The organism is Micromonospora sp. DT48, from assembly GCF_049844495.1.
Taxonomy (GTDB): domain Bacteria; phylum Actinomycetota; class Actinomycetes; order Mycobacteriales; family Micromonosporaceae; genus Micromonospora.
Window position 1 is genome coordinate 328,329 of sequence record NZ_JBNCLE010000008.1, and the last position, 16,389, is coordinate 344,717.

At 72.4% G+C, this 16,389-nt stretch carries 17 protein-coding genes; 9 read left to right on the forward strand and 8 right to left on the reverse strand.

The annotated features are described in order from the left end of the window. Positions 1–46 precede the first annotated feature (46 nt). On the forward strand, positions 47–763 hold the full coding sequence (locus ACLQ2S_RS11575) for a LysE family transporter (RefSeq protein ID WP_309223330.1): 717 nt from the start codon (positions 47–49) through the stop codon (positions 761–763). Between the two features lie 108 nt (positions 764–871). Next, on the forward strand, positions 872–1,519 hold the full coding sequence (locus ACLQ2S_RS11580; RefSeq protein WP_425701659.1) for an acVLRF1 family peptidyl-tRNA hydrolase: 648 nt from the start codon (positions 872–874) through the stop codon (positions 1,517–1,519). Positions 1,520–1,622: 103 nt separating this feature from the next. Here the strand turns inward: ACLQ2S_RS11580 and ypfJ are convergent, their stop codons facing one another. Further along, on the reverse strand, positions 1,623–2,531 hold the full coding sequence (gene ypfJ / locus ACLQ2S_RS11585; protein ID WP_155218642.1) for a KPN_02809 family neutral zinc metallopeptidase: 909 nt from the start codon (positions 2,529–2,531) through the stop codon (positions 1,623–1,625). A gap of 232 nt (positions 2,532–2,763) precedes the next feature. Here ypfJ and ACLQ2S_RS11590 point away from each other — a divergent pair, with 232 nt between their 5' ends. The 4 genes from ACLQ2S_RS11590 (at position 2,764) to ACLQ2S_RS11605 (ending at position 7,655) form a co-directional block, all read left to right on the forward strand. After that, positions 2,764–4,368 carry an ABC-F family ATP-binding cassette domain-containing protein gene (locus ACLQ2S_RS11590; RefSeq protein WP_155218419.1) on the forward strand — a complete coding sequence of 535 codons (1,605 nt, stop codon included), beginning with the start codon at positions 2,764–2,766 and terminating at the stop codon, positions 4,366–4,368. Positions 4,369–4,514: 146 nt separating this feature from the next. After that, the gene (locus ACLQ2S_RS11595) at positions 4,515–4,742 is read left to right on the forward strand and encodes a helix-turn-helix domain-containing protein (RefSeq protein WP_007072022.1); all 228 of its coding nucleotides are present in this window, start codon (positions 4,515–4,517) and stop codon (positions 4,740–4,742) included. Between the two features lie 58 nt (positions 4,743–4,800). Next, the gene (locus tag ACLQ2S_RS11600) at positions 4,801–5,568 is read left to right on the forward strand and encodes an enoyl-CoA hydratase/isomerase family protein (protein ID WP_309223329.1); all 768 of its coding nucleotides are present in this window, start codon (positions 4,801–4,803) and stop codon (positions 5,566–5,568) included. A gap of 110 nt (positions 5,569–5,678) precedes the next feature. After that, positions 5,679–7,655, forward strand: a complete 1,977-nt coding sequence (locus ACLQ2S_RS11605) for an ABC transporter ATP-binding protein (protein WP_155218638.1) — start codon at positions 5,679–5,681, stop codon at positions 7,653–7,655. A 21-nt stretch (positions 7,656–7,676) separates the two neighbouring features. Here the strand turns inward: ACLQ2S_RS11605 and mug are convergent, their stop codons facing one another. The 6 genes from mug to ACLQ2S_RS11635 form a co-directional block, all read right to left on the reverse strand. Continuing rightward, positions 7,677–8,237, reverse strand: coding sequence for a G/U mismatch-specific DNA glycosylase (mug, locus tag ACLQ2S_RS11610; RefSeq protein ID WP_309223328.1), 561 nt, complete (start codon positions 8,235–8,237; stop codon positions 7,677–7,679). 68 nt (positions 8,238–8,305) lie between these two features. Then, a complete protein-coding gene (locus ACLQ2S_RS11615; RefSeq protein WP_155218417.1) occupies positions 8,306–9,067 on the reverse strand; it encodes an SDR family oxidoreductase in 762 nt (253 codons plus the stop codon). Between the two features lie 61 nt (positions 9,068–9,128). Further along, the gene (locus ACLQ2S_RS11620) at positions 9,129–9,599 is read right to left on the reverse strand and encodes a hypothetical protein (RefSeq protein ID WP_309223327.1); all 471 of its coding nucleotides are present in this window, start codon (positions 9,597–9,599) and stop codon (positions 9,129–9,131) included. After that, the gene (locus tag ACLQ2S_RS11625) at positions 9,596–10,414 is read right to left on the reverse strand and encodes a DUF692 domain-containing protein (RefSeq protein WP_425701660.1); all 819 of its coding nucleotides are present in this window, start codon (positions 10,412–10,414) and stop codon (positions 9,596–9,598) included. The genes ACLQ2S_RS11620 and ACLQ2S_RS11625 overlap by 4 nt, the downstream gene beginning before the upstream one ends. Then, complete coding sequence (locus ACLQ2S_RS11630) at positions 10,411–11,334, reverse strand: TIGR04222 domain-containing membrane protein (RefSeq protein WP_155218411.1); 924 nt, start codon at positions 11,332–11,334, stop codon at positions 10,411–10,413. Before ACLQ2S_RS11630 ends, ACLQ2S_RS11625 begins: the two co-directional genes overlap by 4 nt. A gap of 102 nt (positions 11,335–11,436) precedes the next feature. Then, positions 11,437–12,009 (reverse strand): TetR/AcrR family transcriptional regulator, encoded by a 573-nt coding sequence (locus ACLQ2S_RS11635; protein WP_309223326.1) that lies wholly within the window; start codon positions 12,007–12,009, stop codon positions 11,437–11,439. 152 nt (positions 12,010–12,161) lie between these two features. On the opposite strand from ACLQ2S_RS11635, the gene ACLQ2S_RS11640 reads away from it, so the two are divergent. Both ACLQ2S_RS11640 and ACLQ2S_RS11645 read left to right on the forward strand, forming a co-directional pair. Further along, on the forward strand, positions 12,162–12,806 hold the full coding sequence (locus ACLQ2S_RS11640) for an HAD family hydrolase (RefSeq protein ID WP_309223325.1): 645 nt from the start codon (positions 12,162–12,164) through the stop codon (positions 12,804–12,806). Between the two features lie 157 nt (positions 12,807–12,963). Next, a complete protein-coding gene (locus ACLQ2S_RS11645) occupies positions 12,964–13,893 on the forward strand; it encodes a serine protein kinase RIO (RefSeq protein ID WP_155218409.1) in 930 nt (309 codons plus the stop codon). A 90-nt stretch (positions 13,894–13,983) separates the two neighbouring features. Here the strand turns inward: ACLQ2S_RS11645 and ACLQ2S_RS11650 are convergent, their stop codons facing one another. Then, positions 13,984–14,232 (reverse strand): DUF2630 family protein, encoded by a 249-nt coding sequence (locus ACLQ2S_RS11650; RefSeq protein ID WP_155218407.1) that lies wholly within the window; start codon positions 14,230–14,232, stop codon positions 13,984–13,986. Between the two features lie 523 nt (positions 14,233–14,755). Here ACLQ2S_RS11650 and ACLQ2S_RS11655 point away from each other — a divergent pair. Beyond that, the gene (locus ACLQ2S_RS11655; RefSeq protein ID WP_425701661.1) at positions 14,756–16,387 is read left to right on the forward strand and encodes a prenyltransferase; all 1,632 of its coding nucleotides are present in this window, start codon (positions 14,756–14,758) and stop codon (positions 16,385–16,387) included. Positions 16,388–16,389: the final 2 nt, after the last annotated feature.

The following is a 16,389-nucleotide window of genomic DNA, read 5'->3' on the forward strand; positions in this document are numbered from 1 at the left end:
GTCGGCAGCGGACCGCGGCGGACGGCATCTCACCACGGCGTCCGTCGTGACCGGCGCGTTGCTCGCCGGTCTGGTCGCCGGCTACGGCGTGGCCGTCCCGGTCGGCGCGATCGCCGTGCTGATCCTCGGGCTCGCCGCGCGGACCTCGTTCCGGGTCGGCGCGGCCGCCGCGCTCGGGGTGGCCACCGCCGACGGGTTGTACGCCGGTGTCGCGGCGTTCGGTGGCGCGGCGGTCGCCGGTGGGCTCGCGCCGGTGGCCGGGCCGCTGCGGCTGGTCGGCGCGACAGTGCTGCTCGCCCTCGCCGCCCACGGCGCGTGGCGCGCCCTGCGGGTGCGTGGCCCACGCCGGTCCCCGAACCGCTCGCCGGTGATCGTCCCGGCCGTCTCGTCGGCCGGCGGCGTGGACCAGCCACCGGCGGACGACGCGTCGCCGGGACCTGGCCTGCCGGAGCGGGGCGGGATGGCCACCCCGGCCCGGGCGTTCGCCGGGATTCTCGCGCTGACCCTGCTCAACCCGGCCACCATCGTCTACTTCACCGCCCTGGTGCTCGGCCGTGGTGACCCGGCCGGGTCCGCCCTCGCGGCCGCGCTGCTCTTCACAATCGGTGTGTTCGTGGCCTCGGCCAGCTGGCAGTTGCTGGTGGCAGCGGGCGGCACACTGATCGGTCGGGCGCTCACCAGTGAGCGCGGACGCCTGCTCACCGCCCTGCTGTCGAGCGCGATCATCACGGTGCTCGCCATCAGCATGCTGCTCAACGGATGATCCGTACCCGGAGCCAGGGCCGGCCCGCCGCCTCGTCGCCGGTCCGAGGTGACGGTTTCGGCGCTCGGCGCTCGGCGGGGGCGATCTCGCATGCCGTACGGTCAGGGGATGAGTAGCCGACCTGCGGCCGGGGGCGGCCGGTGGGTCGACGTCGACCCGGCCCGGACCAACCGCTGGGTCGCCGGCTTCACCGACCGGCACGGCCCGCCCGCCATCACCATCCAGGAGTACGGTCTACTGCTGACCGCCCCGGACCGTGCCAGCGCCGGGCTGCACACCCCGCCGGGTGCACCGGCCACCACCGATCTCGATGCCTTCGTTGCTGCTGCGCTCGCGCCGCGCCGGATCGGCCTGCTGCTGGCGCGCAAGGGGGCGGTGGCGATGGGGATCGCCGAAGGGGAGCGGCTACCGGTGCACAAGGTCGACACCCGTTACGTGCAGGGGCGTACCGCTGCGGGTGGTTGGTCCCAGCAGCGGTTTGCTCGCCGCCGGGACAACCAGGCCAAGGCGGCGTTGGCCGACGCGGCGGAGCTGGCGGTGCGGCTGCTGCTGCCGGAGGCGGATCGCCTGGACGCGGTGGTCGCCGGCGGTGACCGGCGGGCGGTGGACGCGATCCTCGCCGACCGGCGACTCGACCCGCTGGCGGCGCTGCGCGCGGAGCGGCTGCTCGACGTTCCCGAGCCCCGGTACGCGGTGCTGCTCGACGTGGTCACCGCCGCTCGCGCGGTCCGCATCCTCGTCCGCGACCCCACCTGACCGACGCCCCCGACCGATGTAGGAAGGGCCCCTTTTTAACACGAGCGGTGAGAAGGGTTCCCTTCTATACCGCAGGCGTTAACAAGGGGCCCTTCCTTGCACCTCAGACCGCGCCGGTGAACGTGTCGCAGGAGGCCGGGTCGCCGCTGTCGTATCCCCGGTTGAACCACTGCTTACGCTGCTCCGACGAGCCGTGGGTGAACTCGTCCCGGTTCACCGGCCGGTTGGCCCGCTTGGAGATGGCGTCGTCACCGATGGCCTCGGCGGTGTCGATGGCCTCGGCGATGTCCCGCTCGGTGATGCTGGTGAAGATCTTCTGCCCGCGCTCGTCGGCCGTGCCGGTGGCGTTCTTCGCCCAGGCTCCGGCGTAGCAGTCGGCCTGCAACTCCAGCCGTACCGACAGCTCGTTGGCGTTGCCCGGGTCGCGCTGCTGCTGGCGGCGGACCTGCTCGTTGGTGCCGAGCAGGTTCTGCACGTGGTGGCCGTACTCGTGGGCCAGCACGTACGGCTGGGCGAACTCACCCTCGGCGCCCAGCTGCCTGGCGAGCACCTCGTAGAAGGAGAGGTCGATGTAGACCAGCGAGTCGGCCGGGCAGTAGAACGGGCCGACGCCGGAGTCGGCCTGGCCGCAGGCGGTGTTGACGGCCTGGCTGAAGAAGACGGTGCGGGTCGGGCGGTACTGCTCGCCGAGGGACTCCGGCAGTGCGGTGCGCCAGTACGCCTGGATCGAGTTGACGTAGAGGGTGTTGCGGCAGTCGAGCTGCTCTAGGGCGTTCTCGGCGGAGCAGCGCTGCTCCAGCGCGGCGTTGTCGCCCTGCTCCTCGCCGCCGGTCATGGCGTTCAGGCCGAAACCGCCACCGACGAGGGCCACCAGCACGGCGATGACGATGCCGACGATGCCGCCGCGCCCGCCGCCGATCGGGATGGGAATGCCCATCCCGCCGCCTCCGCCGCTACCACGCCGGTCCTCCACCTGGCTGGTGTCTATCCGTGCGTTCTCGTTCAGCTCCATGGTGACCCCGATCAGTCTGTGGCTCATGGGCCGGAACCGGGTCCGGTCCGCCATCCGGTACCCGACGATCTTGGTCGGTAATCCGCGTGGAGTGTCGGCCGGGGCCCGGTACAATCGACGCCGTGCTGCGCTGCGAAGGCTGAACGCCCCGCGCCGACGGGTCACCTCGACTCGCCGGCGCTTTCGTGTGCCCTGAGTCAGCCCTTCGGATCCCGAGAGCGAGTACCGCGAAATGATCACTGCCACCGGCCTGGAACTGCGTGCCGGATCCCGGATCCTGCTGTCCGACACCACGCTGCGGGTCCAGCCCGGCGACCGGATCGGCCTGGTCGGGCGCAACGGTGCCGGCAAGACCACCACGTTGAAGGTGCTCGCCGGTGAGGGCCAGCCGTACGCCGGCCAGGTCGACCGGCGCAGCGCCGTCGGCTACCTGCCACAGGACCCGCGTACCGGCGACCTGGACGTCACCGGCCGGGACCGGGTGCTCTCCGCCCGTGGCCTGGACGTGCTGATGGCCGGGATGAAAGAGCTGGAGGCCCAGCTGGCCGAGGGCGGCGACGAGCGCCTGGTGCGCCGGTACGGCGCGCTGGAGGACCAGTTCGCCGCGCTCGGCGGGTACGCGGCGGAGGCCGAGGCGGCCCGCATCTGCGCGAATCTGGGGTTGCCCGACCGGGCCCTGGCGCAGACCATCGGCACCCTCTCCGGCGGTCAGCGTCGCCGTATCGAGCTGGCCCGGATCCTGTTCCGCGACGCGGGCGAGAACGGCGGCGGGATCCTGCTGCTGGACGAGCCCACCAACCACCTCGACGCCGACTCGATCACCTGGTTGCGGGGCTTCCTCGCCAATCACAAGGGTGGGCTGATCGTGATCTCCCACGACGGCGACCTGCTGGAGTCGGTGGTCAACAAGGTGTGGTTCCTGGACGCCACCCGCAGCGTGGTCGACGTCTACAACCTGGGCTGGAAGGCGTACCTGGCGGCGCGGGAGACCGACGAGCGTCGTCGCCGCCGGGAGCGGGCCAACGCCGAGAAGAAGGCCGGCGCGCTGATGGCCCAGGCCGACAAGATGCGGGCCAAGGCCACCAAGACGGTCGCCGCGCAGAACATGGCCCGCCGGGCCGAGCGGCTGCTGTCCGGCCTGGATGAGGTCCGGGTCGCCGACAAGGTGGCCAAGGTGCGGTTCCCGGCTCCGGCGCCGTGCGGCAAGACCCCACTGACCGCGACCGGCCTGTCCAAGTCGTACGGCTCGTTGGAGATCTTCACCGACGTGAACGTGGCGGTGGACCGGGGCTCCCGGGTGGCCATCCTCGGGCTCAACGGCGCCGGCAAGACCACCCTGTTGCGGATGCTCGGCGGGCTGCTGGAGCCGGACACCGGCGAGGTACGCCCCGGTCACGGACTGCGGTTGGGTTACTACGCTCAGGAGCACGAGACGCTGGACGTGGAGCGGACCGTGCTGGAGAACATGCGGGCCGCCGCGATCGAGCAGACCGACACCGAGCTGCGGAAGATCCTGGGCGCCTTCCTCTTCTCCGGCGAGGACGTCGACAAACCGGCCGGTGTCCTCTCCGGCGGGGAGAAGACCCGGCTCGCCCTGGCCACGCTGGTCTGCTCCGGCGCCAACGTGCTGCTGCTGGACGAGCCGACCAACAACCTGGACCCGGTCAGCCGGGAGCAGGTGCTCGACGCCATCGCCCGCTACCCGGGCGCGATCGTGCTGGTCACGCACGATCCGGGTGCGGTGCTGGCGCTCAAGCCGGACCGGGCGATCCTGCTGCCGGACGGCGACGAGGACGCCTGGAGCGACGATCTGCTGGAACTGGTCGAGCTGGCCTGAGATCGGCGCCACGTCACCTATCGGGAAGCTGACATCGCATAGCGTGTCGGTTGGCGAATAGTTGATATCTGGCGCATGATCGTTCGAGACGGTCTAATAGGTGGGACCGTATCCGAACCGCACAGTCTGGGACGTGAGGACACAGCATGGCAGCCACTGGCACAGCCACCAGCACTGAGAAGGGTCGCCGGATCGTCGGAGCCGAGCGTCAGACGCTCGCGAAGGACCTCGTCAAGCGGTACACCGGGGGCGAGAGCATCCGGGCGCTCGCGGCCTCGACCGGGCGATCGTACGGGTTCATCCACCGCGTGCTCACCGAGTCCGGGGTGCAGCTGCGGCAGCGCGGCGGCGCTCGGCGTCGCAAGAAGGCGTGACCCGCCCGTCAGCATCGTCCATCAGCACCGCCACCACCACCGTGACCCGGGCCGCCCGGTGACCGCCGAGGCGACCGGGGTCCGGCTGGAATGCGACGGGCCGGTCGCCACTGTCACCCTGTGCCGGCCCGACGTGCTCAACGCGCAGACACCGGCGATGTGGCGCGCGATGAGCGACTTCTCCCGGGAGCTGCCCGGCGACGTACGCGTGGTCGTGGTGCGCGGTGAGGGGCGAGCCTTCTCCGCCGGCCTCGACCTGTCGGTGGCCGGTGCCTCCGGCCCCGGTTCTTTCGCCGAGCTGACCACCCTGTCGGAGCAGGAGTGCGCCGACCGGATCGCCGAGTACCAGGGCGGGTTCACCTGGCTGCACCGGCCGGACGTCATCTCGATCGCCGCTGTCCAGGGGCACGCCATCGGTGCCGGCTTCCAACTCGCGCTCGCCTGCGACCTGCGGGTGTTGGCCGAGGACGCGACGTTCTCCATGGCCGAGGTGACGCTGGGCCTGGTCCCCGACCTGGCCGGCACCAAGCGTCTGGTCGAGCTGGTCGGCTACCCGCGTGCCCTGGAGATCTGCGCCACCGGGCGACGGATGGGCGCGGCCGAGGCCGACCGGATCGGCCTGGCCACCCTGGTGGTGCCGCGCGCCGAGCTGGACGGCGCGGTGCGTGACCTGACCGCCGGGCTGCTCGGCCACCACCGGGACGCCGTCGTCGAGATCAAGGCACTGCTCGCCGGAGCCGCCGGTCGTACCCACGCCGAGCAGCAGCGCGCCGAGCGGGAGGCACAGACCAGGCGGCTGCGGGATCTCGCCGGTCGAGGAGAATAGTAAGGACCGTTCGGGAAGATCCGGGTTACTCGCGTGGTTGTCGTAGTCATCGGGAGAATTGACCCGACAGCGAACGGCGTCCTGACTCGGAGGTGAGCGTGTCCCACCCGATGACCGGTGGCGGCGTGGGCGGTTGGAGCATGCTCCGGTCGATGCGTAGTCAGGACGACATCGCCACGCACCGGCTCAAGCGCGGCGTCGCCCGCCGGATCGTGGCCTTCGCCCACCCCTACCGACGCGACATCGCGGTCTTCCTGCTCACCGTGATCATCGCCGCGGTGATCGGGGTGGCCACCCCGCTGCTGGCCGGTGACGTGATCGACACGATCACCCAGGGCGGTCCCGAGGCCGGGGCGGCGGTGGTCCGGCTGGCCCTGTTCATCGCCGCGCTCGCGGTCGCCGACGCCCTCCTGTCGCTGGCCCAACGGTGGTATTCGGCCCGCATCGGCGAAGGCATCATCCTCGACCTGCGCACCCGCGTCTACGACCACGTGCAGCGGATGCCGTTGCAGTTCTTCACCCGCACCCAGACGGGTGCGCTGGTCAGTCGGCTCAACAACGACGTGATAGGCGCGCAGCGGGCCTTCACCTCGACGTTGTCCGGCGTGGTCAGCAACGTGATCCAACTGGTCCTCACCGCCGCCGTGATGCTCACCCTCTCCTGGCAGATCACGGCGTTGTCGCTGGTGCTGTTGCCGGTCTTCATCATCCCGGCACGCCGGGTGGGTCGGCGGTTGGCCGAGATCACCCGCGAGTCGTACGACCTCGACGCCAAGATGAACGCGACGATGACCGAGCGGTTCGGGGTCGCCGGCGCGTTGCTGGTGAAGCTCTTCGGCCGACCCGACGCCGAGGCGGCCCGCTTCGCCGCGCGGGCCGAACGGGTCCGCGACATCGGCATCACCTCCGCGATGTACTCGCGGACCTTCTTCGTGGCCATGCTGCTGGTGGCCTCCCTGGCCCAGGCCCTCACCTACGGCCTCGGCGGTTGGCTCGCGGTCAGCGGCCAGGTCAGCGCCGGCACCGTGGTGACCCTGGCGCTGCTGCTCACCCGCCTCTACGGCCCGCTGACCGCGCTGAGCAACGTCCGGGTGGACGTGATGAGCGCGTTGGTGTCGTTCGACCGGGTCTTCGAGGTGCTCGACCTGGAACCGGGCATCAAGGAGCGGCCCGACGCGGTGCGGATCCCCGAGGGGGCGGGCAGCGTCGAGTTCCGCGACGTCCGGTTCCGCTACCCGAGCGCGGCGGAGATCTCGCTGGCGTCGCTGGAGGAGGTCGCCGCGCTGGATCGTACGGTCAACGAGCCGGTGCTCAAGGGGGTCTCGTTCAACGTCGAGCCGGGGCAGATGGTGGCGTTGGTCGGCCCCTCCGGTGCCGGCAAGTCCACCCTGTCCATGCTGATCTCCCGCATCTACGACGTCACCGACGGGCAGGTGCTGGTCGGTGGGGTCGACGTCCGCGACGCCCGGCTCGACTCGCTGCGCGACGAGATCGGTGTGGTCACCCAGGATTCGCACCTGTTCCACGAGACCATCGCGGAGAACCTGCGGTACGCCAAGCCGGACGCCACCGACGACGAGCTGTGGGCGGCCCTGGCCGGAGCGCAGGTCGCCGACCTGGTCAGGTCGCTGCCCGACGGGCTCGAAACCACCGTCGGTGAGCGCGGCTACCGCTTCTCCGGCGGCGAGAAGCAGCGCATCGCCATCGCCCGCCTGCTGCTCAAGGCGCCGTCGATCGTGATCCTCGACGAGGCGACCGCCCACCTGGATTCGGAGAGCGAGGCGGCGGTGCAACGGGCACTGGCGGTGGCGTTGACCGGGCGTACCGCCCTGGTGATCGCCCACCGGCTCTCCACCGTCCGCGACGCCGACCAGATCCTGGTCCTCGACGACGGTCGGATCGTGGAGCGGGGCCGACACGACGAGCTGGTCGCCGTCGGCGGTCTCTACGCCGAGCTGTACCGCACCCAGTTCGCGGTGGCCGACTCGCCCACTCCGTACGCCGACGCCACCGGCCCGGAGCCGGTGGTCATCCCCTCCCGGGAGTACATCGCCGACGAGGCGCTGCCACCCGCCGCCGCGAACTGAGAGGACGTCTGAGCGGCGGGGTCACCCGGGGACGGCCGCGCGGAGTTCGGCGAAGGCGGCACCGAGGGTCTGCGGGGTGTAGTGCGCGTTCAGCCCGCTGGGGTTCGGCAGCACCCACAGCCGGGCGTCGGCCAGCCGCTCCGGCTGCGGCCCGAACCGGGCCTTCGGCCGGGCGAAACCGATCCGGTACGCGGTGACGCCGACCACCGCGACCCAGCGTGGCCGGTACCGGGCCACCTTGTCGGTGAGCCGGCCCGCGCCGTCGACCAGTTCGGCGGCGGTCAACTCGTCGGCGCGGGCGCTGGCCCGGGCCACCATGTTGGTGATGCCGAGCCCGAACGTGGGTAGCTCGTCCTGCTCGCTGGGGTGCAGCAGGCGTGGGGTGAACCCACCTCGGTGCAGCGCCGGCCAGAACCGGTTGCCGGGGCGGGCGAAGTGCCAGCCGGTCGCCGCCGACCAGAGTCCCGGGTTGATGCCGACGAAGAGGACGTCCAGCCCGGTGGCGATGACGTCCGGGATGGTCCTGTCGGCCGCTGCGGCCAGATCCTCGCGGCTGGGGCGCGGGTACGGTCGGGGCGACACATGGCCCGGCTGGGTGGCCTGCCCCGACCTGCCGTGGAAAGTCTTCGGCCGGTGCGGCTTCGCGCTGCTCACAGGCCGCGCAGCGCGCCACCGTCGACCGGGATGGTGACGCCGGTGAGGTAGCTGGCCGCAGGGGAGAGCACGAAGGCGGCGACCCGACCGAACTCGGCGGGGTCACCGATGCGCCGCAGCGGGACGCCCGCCTCCGCCTCGGCCCGGGCGCGCTCGGGGTCACCGGTGGCGGCGAAGAGTTCCCGGTTGCGGTCGGTCAGGATCCGTCCCGGCAGCAGCCCGACCACCCGTACACCGCGCGGGCCGTACTCGTCGGCGACGTCCTTGGCGACGCCGGCCAGACCTGGCCGTAGTCCGTTGGAGATGCCCAGTCCGGGCACCGGCCCGCGCGCCGAGGTGGAGAGCACCAGCGCGATGGCACCGCCGTCGGGCAGCGCGGCGGCGACGGTACGTACCATCCGGACGCTGCCGAGGAAGACGGTTTCGAAGGACCGCCGCCACTGCTCGTCGTCGACCGACGCGGCGCTGCCGGCGGGTGGTCCACCGACGGAGACCAGGGCCCCGTCGACGCGGCCGAAGTGACGCCGCGCGGTGGCGAGCAGCTGGTCGGGTGTCGCCGGGTCGGCCAGGTCGGCGGTGACGCCGACGGCCCGGTCGGGGCCGCCGAGGCCGGCCACGGCGGACTCCACCGACTCGGCGTGTCGGGCCGACAGCACCACCCGGGCGCCATCGGCCACCAGGCACTGCGCGGTGGCGTAACCAAGCCCACGGGAGGCACCGGTGAGCACGTAGACCCGATCGGTCAGTCCGAGATCCATGCCGACGATCCTGCCCCAGCCCGTCCGGCGGGAAACAGCCCGGTGCGCTGGACCGCGCCGTTCAGGGACGGGCGGGGCGCAGCAGGCGTACCCGACCGGCGACCTGGACGGCGACCGCGCCGCCGGCCCGTCCGAGGGCGGGGAAGCGGCGGCGGCGCGGGGCCCGGTGTCCGTCGTAGCGGAACTCCGCTTCGCGTACGGCGAGTTCCTCGGCGCCGAGTGCCGGCAGGGCGGCGCGGGCGTGTAGCGCGCGGGCCAGGTCCCAGCCGTCCCGGAACCCGCCAGCGCCGGGTCGTCCGGCCGCCCACTCGGTGAACGCCGTGGGCCAGGCGGGGCCGAGCCCGGCGGCGAGCAGCGGCCAGTGCCGGGCCACCTCGCCAGCGCGCTTGCGTAGCAGCGCCAGGCGGGCGGCGGCCAGCGGGCCGGGTGCGAAGCCGGGCGGCGGCGGACCACCGGCCACCAGGGCCGCGACCAGTTCCGCCTGCCGTGCCGCGAGCGATCCGGTCGACTCGGCCGGTCCGTCCGGGGTCACGTCACCACCGGGAAACCGCAGGCGGTGGCGATGGCGTCCAGTTCGGTACGTAGCTCGGTCGCCGGCGGGTAGTGCCCGTCACGCTCCAACAGCGCCGCCGGTGGACGGTGCCGGGAGCACAACTCGGCGAGCAGCGCCAACACCTCCTGCCCGATCGGGTCGGTGTGGGTGTCGTGGTAGAAACCGCCGCGCTCGGCACCACCCGCGACGTGTAGGTAGGCCACCCGTTCCAGGGGCAGGCGCTCCAGCAGCGCGACCGGGTCGGTGCCCCGGTTGCGGGCGTTGGCGTAGACGTTGGCCACGTCGAGCAGCAGCAGCGCTCCGGTGCGTTCCAGGATCTCGTTGAGAAACGCCGCCTCGTCGAGCTCGTCGTCCGGCCAGTCGAACAGGGCGGCGATCGGTTCCAGCGCGATCGGCACCGGCAGGCCCGCCTGGGCGCGGGCGATGTTGGCGCACACCGCGTCGACGGCCTCGTGGGTGCGGGGCAGCGGCAGCAGGTGACCCGCTTCCAGGCCGCCCGCCCGGACGAAGGCGATGTGTTCACTGACCAGGGGTGCCGCCAGCAGTTGCGCGACCGCCGCCAGGTGGGCGACCCGGGCTGGCTCGACCGGCTCCGCGCCGCCGAGGGAGAGCCGCACGCCGTGGGGTACCACGGTGACACCTCGGTCGCGTAGCTCGACCAGGCCGTCCGGCACTGGACCAGCGGTCGGCACCGACTCGGCGATCACCTCGACGAAGCGCAGGCCGGGTAGCTCGGCGACGAAGCCGGAGATCTCCGGGCGCCAGCCGATGCCCACACCGTGCGGGGTGTTCATCCGCCACAGCCTCCGCCACCGCAGCCGCCGCCGCCTCCGCAGCCCCCGCCGTCACCAGAGCCACCGGAGCCCGCGGTGCTGCCGCCGCCACACGAGGCGATGGAGCTGGTGCCCCCGGTCGCGATGTGGCGTTGGATCTCCGCCTGCTGGGCGAAGGCCGGGTCGAGCGACCAGAGCGAGGCGGTGCCGTAGAGGGCCACGGCCATGGCCGCTCCCGCCGCTCCGTAGGTGGCGTACGACGGGTTCGCGGCGGGGGAGAGGTGCCGGTTGCGTTGGCGTAGTGCGCGCAGCGCGGCTTCGGCTGCCCGGGTACGGCGGGGCGCCCGGACCAGCAGCACGATGGTCAGTACGGTGAGCGCCAGCACGGTGAGCACCAGGTACCCGACCGGGCGGTCGTTGGCGAGCCCGGCGACGATCCGGGCGACACCGACCGCCAGCAGGGCGACCAGCAGCAGCGGACCCTGACGCAGGGCGCTGCGCCGGTCCGGGCCGACCGCGAGACCGCGCTCGTCGAGCCCGTCGCGCAGCTCGACGAGGGCACGTTGGACCCACTCGGTGCGCCGCACGTCCCGGGCCCGGGTGCGCTGCGTCGCGGCGTAGTGGATGGCGCGGTCGAGTGGGGTGGGCGCGAGCGGCAGCGGTGCGTCGGCGCTCAGCCGGTGCTCCGTGTCGACACCGATCACACCCTGGCTGCGCAGGGTGGCCAGCGACGCCCAGACGGCGAAGTCGTCACCGCCGTTGAGGTAGGCGATCTGCTGCGGGCCCAACTGGTCGACGGGCGGGGCGGCCCGGCCACTCAACAACGACCGGCGGCGGACCAGCACGATGGCGACGGCGATCACCACGACCACCAGGTAGGCCCTGATGAAGGTGGGACCGGGGATTCCCCAGGTGTCGTAATCGACCGCGAAACCCATCATGGCCTGCTCCTGTCACGCGAGGGGACGCGGTCTCATTGTGGAGCGGCGATGCCAGCACCCGGCTGCCCGGGTAGCTGAGTTACCTTCTCGTTACCTGCCGACTCAGCGTCGGCGTACCGCCTCCTCGACCAGGTCGAGCACTGCGCCCAGGTCGCCGGCCGGGCGGCCCATCGCCAGGTGCAGGACCAGCCCGTCGTAGGCGAGTTCGAGGAATCGGGCCAGCACGTCGATGGGGACGTCCTCGCGGAGCACGCCGGCCTCCCGTTGCCGGGCCAGCCGGTCCCGGGTGGCCTCGGCGATGGCGGCCGAGCGTTGCGCCCAGCGGTCGGCGAAGGCCGGATCGGTACGCAGCCGCCGGGACACCTCCAACTGGCTGCCCAGCCACCCGGTGGTGTCCGGCGAGACCGCCCGGGCGAGCAGGTCGCGCATCACCTGGACGAGTCCGTTGCGGGCGACCGTCTCCACCATCGTCGCCGCGTCGTCCTCGGCGACGGCGAGGAAGAGGGAGTCCTTGTCCCGGAAGTGGTGGAAGATGGCTCCCCGGGAAAGCCCGGTGGCCTCCTCCAGGCGACGGACGGTCGCGCCCTCGTAGCCGTGCCGAGCGAAGCAGGCTCGCGCGGCGGCGAGAATCTCCTGTCGGCGGGCCTCGAGCTGATCCGGGCTTACTCTGGGCACATGTCGATCGTGTCAGGTCCCGCCCGCTGACGCAAACCGTACGTACGGCTTGGTGCCGGGTCGCCCGTCCGTGTGGCGTCTCCTCCCGTCCGACATCACCGCGTAACGTTCCGCCCTGTCGGCGAGGTACCCGATTCCCGTAAGGTGCCCGAGTGCCGCTGCTCCTGCTGGATCTGGACAACACCCTGCTCGATCGGGCCGGGCCGTTCCGCACCTGGGCAGAGCGCTTCCTCGACGGCATCGGAGCGCCACCGAGCGACATCGAATGGTTACTCTCCATTGATGCTGACGGATTGACTGATCGCTGGGACGTGGCGGACGCGATCCGCGACCGCTACCGGCTGCGGATCCCCTCCATCGACCTCGTGGAGGAGTTGCACGACGGGGTCGTCGAGTTCACCCGGCTGGACCCGTTGGTGGCGTGCGCCCTGCGGATCGCCGACGACGCCGGCTGGATGCCGGTGGTGGTGAGCAACGGCGCGGTCCGGCAGCAGGATGCCAAGATCCGCCGAACCGGACTCGATCGCTACATCGCCGACTGGGTGATCTCCGAGGAGGCCGGGGTCAGCAAGCCCAACCCCCGCATCTTCGCCCTCGCCGCCCAGCGGGCCCGGATGCCGTTGCGTGGTGCGTGGGTGGTCGGGGACGGCCCGGAGGCGGACATCGGCGGGGCCACGGCGGTCGGCCTGCCCAGCATCTGGTTGCACCGGGGGCGTCCCTGGACCGACGCCCGGTTCGCGCCCACGGCGACCGTGGACACGGTGATCGCCGCCATCGCAGAGATCATGGGTGCCTAGGCGCTAATTCGGTTGACCCGGTCGAAGGCGCCGACGAGTATGGGCCGCGCATCGTGCGTCCCGGGCGGGTGCCCGGTCGAGAGAGGAGGTCGGTCATGGCCGTCTTCGCAGGTCACGTCCTGTCTCCCCATACCTCGACCAAGGGATCACCAGCGCCATGCGCGACCACGATTTTCCGGCGCCCGAGCGCCGTACTCGCGGCGGACGCCGCTTCGACGACGACGAACCACGTTTCCTGAAGCGCGGCCGCCCGGCCGCCGCCTTCACCGAACCCGACGAGCCTGACCCGGGCAGCGACGAGAGCTGGTCCTCCTGGGACGAGGCGGTGCACGGGCCATTGCCGCACCCGGAGTGGCTGGTCACCGAGTTGGCCGCGAAGGACGTCGAACTCGGTGTGCTCAAGACCGGCAAGGAGGCCGACGTCCATCTGGTGCGCCGGGGCGTACCGGACACCGACCGGTTCTGCCTGCTCGCGGCGAAACGCTACCGGGATCCCCGCCACCGGCTCTTCCACCGCGACGCGGGGTACCTCGAAGGGCGCCGGGTGCGCCGCTCCCGCGAGATGCGGGCGATGACCGGCCGCACCGCGTTCGGTCGGCAGATGATCGCCGGGCAGTGGGCGGCGGCGGAGTTCGCGGCGCTGAGCCGGCTCTGGGAGATCGGTCAGCGCTACGGCACTATCACCGTGCCGTACCCTGTGCAGCTGCGGGGCACCGAGCTGATGCTGGAGTTCCTCGGCGACCCCGGCGAGGGCAGGGCCGCGCCCCGGCTGGCCGGGCTGCGCCCGGAGTCGGCCGAGCTGCTCGGGCTGTGGGAGCAGCTGATCGACGCCCTGGTCGTGCTGGCTCGGGCCGGGTACGCGCACGGCGACCTGTCGCCGTACAACCTGTTGGTGCACGAGGGGCGGCTGGTGTTGATCGACCTGCCGCAGGTGGTCGACGTGGTGGTGAACCCGCAGGGGCGGGAGTTCCTGGCCCGCGACGTCCGGATCGTCGCCCACTGGTTCGTCGCCCGGGGTCTGTCGGCGGACCGCGCCGACCCGACAGCGCTGACCGACCTGCTGTGCCGCGAGGCGGGTCTGGCCTGATCCGACGGGCTCCGGTTGCCGGTCAACGGTAGCTGGAGCCCGTCGGCGGTTCCTGCCCTGGGTGTGACCGCCGACCCCCGTCGTCCGGAGCTACTGGAGATACCGTTCGACCTCGGACACCGGGCGGGCGCCCTGCGCCTCGGGGTCGCCATGGGCCTGTCGGGCGGCGCGGCGGCGGCGCAGCAGGTCCCAGCACTGGTCGAGAGACTCCTCCAGCTCACGCAGGCGGGTACGGGCCTCGTCGTCGGTGCCCGCCTCGTGGGCTTGCGCCTGTGCCCGCAGCCGGTGCTCCTCGTCGACCAGATCCGAGATCCGGCTCAGGATGGTCTTGTCGTCCATGTCCTGAGCCTGGCACAGCGAGCCCGACCACGCCGGGCATTCCCGTCGGCGAATCCCACCGCAGTGCGCCCGTCCGTCCCGCCGGTGCCTGACCGGCCAGCGTGCCGGCTGTGCCGGTCCGGTTCCGCCCGGCGGGCCTGATCTGCGAGCGTGCCAGGCGGGCGGCTGTCCCGACCGGTCCGCGTGGGGTGGTCCGTGCGGGCCCGGCATCCGCCGGACGTCGGCGAGGTGACCTGCCCGGCATCCAGGGCCAGGGACGCGGTCGGCGCAGCGATGCGTACGGTCCGTGGTGGACAGCTCGCCGATAGTCGCTAGTAGACAGTGGGAATGTCGACAAAGAGGATTTCTCGTTGCGCGACTAGTGAGGAATGCCCGTACGATGTCATGCTCATTGCAACCGTGGCAGTTCGAAGAGTAGCGCCCCACGCCCCTGGGGCCATCACGTAGGAGCCGACCACTTCATGTCAGTCCAGAGCGGACACGCGGGATCCGTGCCCCTACGAACCGCGTCGGGTGTGGCGCCGTGACGGCTCCGATCGCCACCACCTCGACCCCGGCGGTTTCCGCCGTCGCCGACGCCGTGAGCGACCTGGTCGCCGAACTCGAACGGCAGCCACCCGGGCAGGTCAGCCCCTCGGTCTACGAGACGGGCCGACTCGTCGCCGACGCGCCGTGGCTCACCGGGCACGGCCGGCGACTGGCGTACCTGCTGGGGCAGCAGGGTGTCGACGGAGCCTGGGGCGCGGCCGGTGGGTACGCCCTGGTGCCGACGGCGAGCGCGGTGGAGGCGTTGCTGGCCGAACTGGTCCGCGCCGACCCGGCCGGGCCCGGCGCACCCACCCGGGCGGACCTGGTCCGGGCCGGCACGCGCGGACTGCTCGCCCTGGCGGGGCGGCTCGCCGCGGGCGGAGCCATGCCGGACACCCCGGCGGCGGACCTGATCGTGCCGGCCCTGGCGGCCAGGATCGACGCACACCTGACCCGGCTGCACCACGGCGACGACGCGTCGGCGAGCGAAATGCCCCGCGCGCTGCCCCCAGTTGACCGACGACGACTGAACACGGTCGACGCGCTGCTCGACACCGACCGCCCGGTTCCCGACAAGCTCTGGCACGCCTACGAGGTGCTGGGTCCGGCCGCCGCCGGCCGTACCGAGGTGAGTCCGGTGGCCGGGGCCGTGGGTGCCTCACCGGCGGCGACGGCGGCCTGGTTGGGTCACCGCCGCTCGGCGGATCGGTCCGCTCGGGCGTACCTCGACGAGGTGGTGTCCCGCCACGGCGGTCCGGTTCCCTGCTGCACGCCGATCACCGTCTTCGAGCGGTCCTGGACCCTGGCCACGCTGAGCCGGGTCGGCTTGCCGGCGCGGCCGTCGCCGGAGCTGATCGCCGAGCTGGTGGCCGCGCTCGGGCCGCGCGGCGCGGCGACCGGCCCCGGGCTGCCCGCCGACGCGGACACCACCTCGGCGACGCTGTACGCGCTCGCCCGGTTGGGGCGTCCGGTCGACCCGGTCAGCCTCGACCACTACGACCTCGGCAGCCACTTCTGCACCTGGCGGGGGGAGGACGGGCACTCGGTCACCACCAACGCGCACGTGCTGGAGGCGCTGGGCTGGCACTCCCGGCACACCGGGGACGGCGCGACCCGGTACGCACCCCGGGTGGCGGCACTCGCGGGCTGGCTCTGCGAGCGGCAGCAGCGCGACGGGCACTGGGCGGACCGGTGGCACGCCTCGCCGTACTACGCCACCTGTTGCGTGGTGCTGGCCCTGGCCCGGTACGCGCCGCCCGGGACGGCCACCGCATGCCTCGACCGGGCCGTGGACTGGGTGCTGGCCACGCAGCGCGCCGACGGTGGCTGGGGGCGCTGGTCGAGCACGGCCGAGGAGACGGCGTACGCGGTGCACATCCTGCTCGGCCCGGGCCACCGGGACCGGCCCGAGGTGCCGTCCTCGGTGCGTCGGGCGCTGGCCCACCTGCCCGTCGAGACGACCGATCACCCCCCACTGTGGCATGACAAGGACCTGTACGCGCCGCTGCTCATCGTGCGGGCGGCGGTGCTGGCGGCCCGACACCTGGCGCTCGGTGTGGTCGCGCCGTCGGCGTACGCGGTGGGTGTCAGCGACTCGCGCGGGCATGATCACGATCGCTTGAGTTGATG

Excerpts from the sequence above, each read along its gene's own strand:
- ACLQ2S_RS11580 (WP_425701659.1), top strand. The coding sequence starts at position 872 with ATGAGTAGCCGACCTGCGGCCGGGGGCGGCCGGTGGGTCGACGTCGAC.
- ypfJ (WP_155218642.1), bottom strand. The coding sequence starts at position 2,531 with ATGGAGCTGAACGAGAACGCACGGATAGACACCAGCCAGGTGGAGGAC.
- ACLQ2S_RS11590 (WP_155218419.1), top strand. The coding sequence starts at position 2,764 with ATGATCACTGCCACCGGCCTGGAACTGCGTGCCGGATCCCGGATCCTG.
- ACLQ2S_RS11595 (WP_007072022.1), top strand. The coding sequence starts at position 4,515 with ATGGCAGCCACTGGCACAGCCACCAGCACTGAGAAGGGTCGCCGGATC.
- ACLQ2S_RS11605 (WP_155218638.1), top strand. The coding sequence starts at position 5,679 with ATGACCGGTGGCGGCGTGGGCGGTTGGAGCATGCTCCGGTCGATGCGT.
- ACLQ2S_RS11615 (WP_155218417.1), bottom strand. The coding sequence starts at position 9,067 with ATGGATCTCGGACTGACCGATCGGGTCTACGTGCTCACCGGTGCCTCC.
- ACLQ2S_RS11625 (WP_425701660.1), bottom strand. The coding sequence starts at position 10,414 with ATGAACACCCCGCACGGTGTGGGCATCGGCTGGCGCCCGGAGATCTCC.
- ACLQ2S_RS11630 (WP_155218411.1), bottom strand. The coding sequence starts at position 11,334 with ATGATGGGTTTCGCGGTCGATTACGACACCTGGGGAATCCCCGGTCCC.
- ACLQ2S_RS11645 (WP_155218409.1), top strand. The coding sequence starts at position 12,964 with ATGCGCGACCACGATTTTCCGGCGCCCGAGCGCCGTACTCGCGGCGGA.
- ACLQ2S_RS11650 (WP_155218407.1), bottom strand. The coding sequence starts at position 14,232 with ATGGACGACAAGACCATCCTGAGCCGGATCTCGGATCTGGTCGACGAG.